The 7,581-nt window shown below is 60.1% G+C and carries 7 protein-coding genes; 5 read left to right on the plus strand and 2 right to left on the minus strand.

Annotated features, from left to right (window positions below):
- Positions 1-38: 38 nt before the first annotated feature.
- Entirely contained in the window at positions 39-623 is a 585-nt protein-coding gene (locus FEM54_RS18970) for an acyl carrier protein phosphodiesterase (protein ID WP_017137253.1), read from the minus strand.
- Positions 624-777: 154 nt separating this feature from the next.
- On the opposite strand from FEM54_RS18970, the gene FEM54_RS18975 reads away from it, so the two are divergent.
- The 3 genes from FEM54_RS18975 to FEM54_RS18985 are packed head-to-tail and all read left to right on the plus strand — an operon-like array spanning position 778 to position 3,371.
- Positions 778-1,104: an ArsR/SmtB family transcription factor gene (locus FEM54_RS18975; RefSeq protein WP_017137252.1), complete on the plus strand. Its 327-nt coding sequence runs from the start codon at positions 778-780 to the stop codon at positions 1,102-1,104.
- 13 nt (positions 1,105-1,117) lie between these two features.
- A complete protein-coding gene (locus FEM54_RS18980; protein ID WP_017137251.1) occupies positions 1,118-2,284 on the plus strand; it encodes an MFS transporter in 1,167 nt (388 codons plus the stop codon).
- A gap of 31 nt (positions 2,285-2,315) precedes the next feature.
- The gene (locus FEM54_RS18985) at positions 2,316-3,371 is read left to right on the plus strand and encodes an alkene reductase (RefSeq protein ID WP_017137250.1); all 1,056 of its coding nucleotides are present in this window, start codon (positions 2,316-2,318) and stop codon (positions 3,369-3,371) included.
- A gap of 358 nt (positions 3,372-3,729) precedes the next feature.
- On the opposite strand, the gene FEM54_RS18990 is transcribed toward FEM54_RS18985, so the two are convergent.
- Entirely contained in the window at positions 3,730-4,362 is a 633-nt protein-coding gene (locus FEM54_RS18990) for a TetR family transcriptional regulator (protein WP_017137249.1), read from the minus strand.
- 265 nt (positions 4,363-4,627) lie between these two features.
- Between FEM54_RS18990 and FEM54_RS18995 the strand changes: the two genes are divergently transcribed.
- Entirely contained in the window at positions 4,628-5,776 is a 1,149-nt protein-coding gene (locus FEM54_RS18995; RefSeq protein ID WP_138452460.1) for an efflux RND transporter periplasmic adaptor subunit, read from the plus strand.
- Between the two features lie 3 nt (positions 5,777-5,779).
- The coding region (locus FEM54_RS19000; RefSeq protein WP_138452462.1) for an efflux RND transporter permease subunit at positions 5,780-7,581 on the plus strand (1,802 nt) is incomplete at its 3' end.

The following is a 7,581-nucleotide window of genomic DNA, read 5'->3' on the forward strand; positions in this document are numbered from 1 at the left end:
CTGACAGACTGCTATCGCAGGCAAGCCAGCTCCCACAGTTAGATCTCAGTAGTCAGTTGGAGCTGTGCAAACTTCTGTAGCTCTGGATAAAACAACCGAAAATCTTCACTCAACGGCTCATACAAAACCCGCAACTCCTGCATCGCATGGCCCAGCTCCTGAGGCTGGGTCAGCCGCCGCGAAATCCCGCGCAACACCTGCTCCATCACCGCGAACTCACGGTATGAGCCCAGCCAATCATCCGCCGCCATATACGGCGCAATCTGCGCCAGCCGCCCCGGCAGTTGCGGCTCGGCCGCCAGCACGCGGTACACCTGCGCAGTGAAGCGTTCCAGCGGCTGCTCGGCGTAAAGCGCCCAATCCCGCGCCAGGCAGTGGTCGAAAAACACATCGAGGACAATCCCGGCGTAGCGCTTGCGGGTCAGGCTGAAGCGTGACAACGCCTCATCCACCAGCGGGTGGCTGTCGGTAAAGCGGTCGATTGAGCGATGCAACTGAATCGCCGACTCGATTTGCGGGCTGAACTGGCCTTGCAGGCGGCCTTTTACAAAGTCGCCATACAGGCTGCCGAGCAATTGAGCAGGAAGTTGGCCGCCCAGGTGCAGATGTGCGAGATAATTCATGCCGCGCAGTCTACCACTGCCGATTACGTATCGTTATAACCCGATATACCGAAATAGCCTGATCTCAGATCAAAATCATATTGGTATATCGGGATAGACCGATTTAAAGTTCGCCTCATCGCGATATAACGCTGTACGAAACCGAGCAACCTCCATGTCCATTGACCTCGACGAAATAATAAAAGCCCTGGCACACCCAGTACGACGAGACATCCTCACCTGGCTGAAAGACCCGAAGGTGCAGTTTCCCGAGCAAGTGCACAACCACGAATACGGCATCTGTGCCGGGCAGATCGACCAGCGCTGCGGCTTGTCGCAGTCGACCGTGTCGGCCCATTTGGCCACCTTGCAACGCGCCGGGTTAATCAGCAGCCAGAAGGCCGGGCAGTGGCATTTTTTCAAACGCAACGAGGCAACCATCCAGGCCTTCCTCGCGGCGCTCATCACCGAACTCAGTGCTGACGAAAACGCAGCGCTGTAACAAGGAAACGCCAATGCCCCTCTCGCTACTCATACTGGCCCTCAGCGCCTTCGCCATCGGCACCACCGAGTTCGTCATCATGGGCTTGCTGCCCGATGTGGCGGCGGACCTGGGCGTGTCGATCCCCGGCGCCGGCTGGCTAGTCACCGGCTACGCTCTGGGCGTGGCCATCGGCGCGCCGTTCATGGCACTGGCCACCGCCAAGCTGCCACGCAAGGCCGCCCTGGTAGCGTTGATGGGCATCTTTATTGTCGGCAACCTGCTCTGCGCCCTGGCCAGTGACTACAACGTGCTGATGTTTGCCCGTGTGGTCACCGCGCTGTGCCACGGTGCGTTCTTCGGGATCGGTTCGGTGGTAGCGGCCAACCTGGTGCCGGCCAACAAACGGGCTTCGGCCGTGGCCTTGATGTTCACCGGTTTGACCCTGGCCAACGTGCTCGGCGTGCCGCTGGGTACCGCACTGGGACAGGAAGCCGGCTGGCGCTCGACCTTTTGGGCGGTGACGGTGATTGGCGTAGTCGCCTTGATCGGTCTGATCCGCTTCCTGCCGGCCAAGCGTGACGAAGAAAAACTCGACATGCGCGCCGAACTGGCCGCGCTCAAGGGCGCCGGCATCTGGCTGTCGCTGACCATGACTGCGTTGTTCGCCGCGTCCATGTTCACCCTCTTTACTTACGTCGCACCGCTGCTCGGCGATGTCACCGGCGTGTCGCCCAAAGGCGTGACCTGGACCCTGCTGCTGATCGGCCTGGGGCTTACCGTCGGCAACATCATCGGCGGCAAGCTGGCGGACAAACGCCTGGCCGCCACCCTGATCGGCGTGTTCATCAGCATGGCAGTGGTCTCCACGGTGTTGACCTGGACCAGCGTCGCGGTGATCCCGACGGAAATCACCCTGTTCCTGTGGGCCACCGCTTCGTTCGCCGCCGTACCGGCGCTGCAAATCAACGTGGTGACCTTCGGCAAGGCCGCTCCAAACCTGGTGTCCACCTTGAATATCGGCGCCTTCAACATCGGCAACGCGCTCGGCGCCTGGGTCGGTGGCAGCGTGATTGCCCACGGTTTCGGCCTGACCAGCGTGCCTTTGGCCGCGGCGGCCCTGGCGATTCTGGCCCTGCTGGTGACCCTGATTACTTTCCGTCAGAGCGGCGATGCCGACCTGGCCCCTGCGACCAACTGATCAATCCACTTAAAGAGAAGGGTGTTTTCCCATGACGACTATTTTCGATCCGATCAAACTGGGCGACCTGCAATTGTCCAACCGCATCATCATGGCGCCGCTGACCCGCTGCCGCGCCGATGAAGGCCGCGTACCCAACGCGCTGATGGCCGAGTACTACGTGCAACGCGCTTCCGCCGGGCTGATCTTAAGCGAAGCCACCTCCGTGACGCCGCTGGGCGTTGGCTACCCGGACACACCGGGTATCTGGTCCAACGACCAGGTTCGCGGCTGGGCCAATGTAACCAAGGCTATACACGGCGCGGGCGGCAAGATTTTCCTGCAATTGTGGCACGTGGGCCGTATCTCCCATGAGTCGTACCTCAACGGCGAAACCCCGGTGGCACCGAGCGCCATCCAGCCTAAAGGCCACGTCAGCCTGGTTCGCCCGCTGGCCGACTACCCGACGCCACGCGCCCTGGAAACCGCTGAAATCGCCGACATCGTTGACGCTTACCGCATCGGCGCTGAAAACGCCAAGGCCGCAGGCTTTGACGGCGTGGAGATCCATGGCGCCAACGGCTACCTGCTCGACCAGTTCCTGCAAAGCAGCACCAACCAGCGCACCGACAACTACGGTGGCTCCCTGGAAAACCGTGCTCGCCTGCTGCTGGAAGTGACCGACGCCGCCATTGAAGTCTGGGGCGCCGGCCGTGTGGGTGTGCATTTGGCACCACGCGCCGACTCCCACGACATGGGCGACGACAATTTGGCGGAAACCTTCACCTACGTCGCCAGCGAGCTGGGCAAGCGTGGCATCGCCTTCATCTGCTCCCGTGAAAAAGAAGCCGGCGACAGCCTCGGTCCACAACTGAAAAAAGCCTTCGGTGGCCCGTACATCGCTAACGAACGCTTCACCAAAGACAGCGCCAACGCCTGGCTGGCGGCCGGCAAGGCCGATGCAGTGGCCTTCGGCGTGCCGTTCATTGCCAACCCGGACCTGCCGGCGCGCCTGAAGGCCGATGCGCCGTTGAACGAACCGCACCCGGAAACCTTCTACGGCAAAGGCCCAGTGGGTTACATCGACTACCCCACGCTGGCGCTGTGATGTAATTCGCTGAAACGAAAAAGCCCCGGTTCGCAGGAACCGGGGCTTTTTTTCGGCTGATTGATCGTTCCCACGCTCTGCGTGGGAATGCCGCCCTGGACGCTCTGCGTCTGCCCCTAAAGCGTGACGCGGAGCGTCACAGGATGCATTCCCACGCGGAGCGTGGGAACGATCGCACAGTAGCTGGGAAACACTCCTTCACAGCCTTGCAACAATATCGCTACAAAATACTTAGGCGGCTACCTATCAACCGCCCGCCAGCCCGTATATAAAGTCACCCCGCAAATCCTGCGAAGGGACGATTGACTGTCTCTGGACTTTACTGTTGACACAACTGGATGCAATTACGCATTTTGTCTTAATTGCGTAGGCTAGGGCTCAAGCGCAGCATGTCCAGCCCTGCGTCAACCCAGCGTTCGGCGTCCTGATGCAACTGGAAGCTGTCGGGGACTAGTAGCCATTGGCCAATCAGGCCGTGAATATAGGCATGAATGCACACCGCGCCACGCGTGGTGTCGAGGTTTTCCGGAAGTTGCCCGCGATGGACCGCGTTGCGCAGTGTCAGGCTGATACGCAGGTTGCACTCCAGGCTATGGGTCTGGCGTTGGCGCCGCATGTCGCACATTTCATCGGTGAACTCGCACTTATGAAACAGGATTTCGTTGATGCGCCGGGTTTTCGGGTCCAGGGCCACTTGATGATAAAGATGGATCAACAGCTTGCGCATACAGCCCAGCGGGTCGACTTCATCCTCGCTTTCACTGGCCCGGGCCAATTCGTCCAGGGGTTCGTGCAGCGTGTCGAGCAGTGCCTGGAGCAAATCGGACTTGTTACTGAAATGCCAATAGATAGCCCCGCGCGTCACCCCGGCCAACGCGGCGATGTCCGCCAGCGTGGTGCGCGCCACACCGCGTTGATAAAAGGCTTGCTCGGCGGCGTCGAGAATCTGGCTGCGCGTTTCCTGAGCTTCCTCTTTGGTGCGACGAACCATGGCAGTAAAACCTCAATCAGGACACTTTGGATGGTGCTTGAGCAACATCTGAATAATTGTGGGACGACGTCGTCTTGGACGCCGAACGTACTAAAATCGAGGCTTTGGCGCTTGCTTTGTCAACAATCCGCGAAGCCTGTCAAGAGTTTACAAACAACCGTGAACGTAAGTATATTGCGTAGCAAGCTACTTATCCACTCACGGCTTGTTTTTTACCCTTCCACACTTCTTGTGCGCATTTTGCGCGCCTGACCCGAGGATCTTCATGCAACTTAAGCCAGCTGTTACCGCTCTGGTCACTGCCGTCGCCCTGGCATCGCTGCTCAGCGGATGTAAAAAGGAAGAAGCGGCTCCGCCCGCTCAAACCCCTCAGGTCGGCGTGGTCACTATTCAACCGCAAGCCTTTACCCTGACATCCGAGCTGCCAGGCCGCACCACTGCCTACCGCATCGCGGAAGTTCGTCCCCAGGTGAACGGCATCATTCTCAAGCGCCTGTTCAAGGAAGGCGGCGACGTGAAGGAAGGGCAACAGCTCTACCAGATCGACCCGTCGGTGTATGACGCCACCCTCAAAAGCGCTCAAGCGAAACTGACCCAGACCAAGTCCATCACCGACCGCTACAAGCAACTTGTCGATGAGCAAGCCGTCAGCCGTCAGGAATACGACACCGCCGTGGCCAACCGCATGACGGCTGAAGCCGACGTGCAAACCGCCCAGATCAACGTGCGCTACACCAAAGTGTTCGCGCCGATCTCCGGGCGTATCGGTCGTTCTTCGGTCACCGAAGGCGCGCTGGTCAGCAATGGCCAGGCCGATGCCATGGCCGTGATCCAGCAACTGGACCCGATCTACGTCGACGTCACCCAGTCTTCGGCAGAAATGCTGAAACTGCGCCGCGACCTCGAAAGCGGCCAGCTGGAAAAAGCCGGCGACAACGCTGCCAAGGTCAAGCTGACCCTGGAAGACGGCACCGCCTACGCCCAGGACGGCAAGCTGGAGTTCTCCGAAGTGTCGGTGGACCAGACTACTGGCTCCGTGACCCTGCGCGCGGTGTTCCCCAACCCTGAGCACACCCTGTTGCCGGGCATGTTCGTCCACGCCCAGCTGCAAGCCGGTGTAAACAGCAAGGCCATCCTGGCACCTCAGCAAGGCGTGACCCGTGACCTCAAGGGCATCCCGACTGCGCTGATCGTGAACAAGGACAACAAGGTCGAGCAGCGTCAACTGGTTGCCAACCGCACTGCCGGCGCCTACTGGCTGGTGGAAAAGGGCCTGGATGCCGGTGACCGCGTGATCACCGAAGGCCTGCAGTTCATCAAGCCGGGCATCGAAGTCAAGGTTAAAGACGCTGACAACGCCAAACCCGCCGGCACTGCCGCAGCGCCTGCTGCCGATGCTGGTAAAGGGGAGTAATCCATGTCGAAATTTTTTATCGACCGTCCCATTTTCGCCTGGGTAATTGCCCTGGTGATCATGCTGGTCGGGGCACTCTCGATCCTGAAGTTGCCCATCAACCAATACCCGGCCATTGCGCCGACCGCCATCGACATCCAGGTGACCTACCCAGGCGCGTCCGCACAAACCGTGCAGGACACCGTGGTGCAGGTGATCGAACAACAGCTCAACGGTATCGACAACCTGCGTTATGTCTCCTCGGACAGTAACTCCGACGGCAGCATGACCATCACCGTGACGTTCAACCAGGGTACCAACCCGGATATCGCCCAGGTCCAGGTACAGAACAAGCTGAACCTGGCGACCCCACTGCTGCCGCAAGAAGTGCAGCAACAGGGTATCCGCGTGACCAAGTCGGTGAAGAACTTCCTGATGGTGATCGGTCTGGTGTCGGAAGACGGCAGCATGACCAAGGACGACCTCTCCAACTACATCGTGTCCAACATCCAGGACCCGATCTCCCGTACCGCGGGGGTGGGTGACTTCCAGGTGTTCGGTTCGCAGTACGCCATGCGTATCTGGCTCGACCCGGCCAAGCTGAACAACTACCAGCTCACGCCAGTGGACGTCAGCAATGCCATCAAGGCCCAGAACGTGCAGGTGGCCACCGGCCAATTGGGCGGCCTGCCTGCCCTGCCCGGCACCCAGCTGAACGCCACGATCATCGGCAAGACGCGCCTGCAAAGCACCGAGGAATTCGCCAAGATCCTGATGAAGGTGAACACCGACGGCTCGCAGGTTCGCCTGGGTGACCTCGCACGCATCGAACTGGGCGGCCAGAACTACAGCATCAGTGCGCAGTTCAACGGCAAGCCGGCTTCGGGTATGGCGATCAAGCTGGCGGCCGGTGCCAACGCACTGGACACCGGCAAGGCCATCCGCGAAACAGTGAAGTCCCTGGAGCCGTTCTTCCCGCCTGGCATGAAGGCGGTGGTGCCATATGACACCACCCCGGTAGTGACCGAATCGATCTCCGGTGTGGTTCACACCCTGGTCGAAGCGATCGTGCTGGTGTTCCTGGTGATGTTCCTGTTCCTGCAGAACTTCCGTGCCACCATCATCACCACCATGACCGTACCGGTGGTATTGCTGGGTACCTTCGGGATCCTGGCGGCGTGCGGTTTCACCATCAACACCCTGACCATGTTCGGCATGATCCTGGCCATCGGCTTGCTGGTGGACGATGCCATCGTCGTGGTGGAAAACGTCGAACGGGTGATGGCCGAGGAGCACCTGTCGCCCAAGGAAGCGACGATCAAGTCCATGGGCCAGATCCAGGGCGCCCTGGTGGGTATTGCCCTGGTACTGTCGGCGGTACTGCTGCCGATGGCGTTTTTCGGTGGTTCCACTGGTGTGATCTACCGGCAGTTCTCCATCACCATCGTTTCGGCGATGGCCTTGTCGGTAATGGTTGCCCTGATCTTCACCCCGGCTTTGTGCGCCACCATGCTCAAGCCGATTGATCCGGAAAAACACGGCCAGCCCAAGCGCGGCTTCTTCGGCTGGTTCAACCGCACCTTCGACCGTGGCGTACTCAAGTACGAGCGCGGCGTGGGCGGCATGATCAAGCACAAGATTCCGGCATTCCTGGTGTATGCGCTGATCCTGGCCGGCATGATCTGGATGTTCACCCGTATTCCAAGCGCGTTCCTGCCTGAGGAAGACCAGGGTGTGATCTTCGCCCAGGTGCAGACTCCGGTCGGTGCTTCGGCTGAGCGCACACAAAAAGTCGTCGACGACATGCGCGCCTTCCTGCTGAACGA

Origin of the sequence: Pseudomonas edaphica (assembly GCF_005863185.1) — a bacterium.
Classification (GTDB): domain Bacteria; phylum Pseudomonadota; class Gammaproteobacteria; order Pseudomonadales; family Pseudomonadaceae; genus Aquipseudomonas; species Aquipseudomonas edaphica.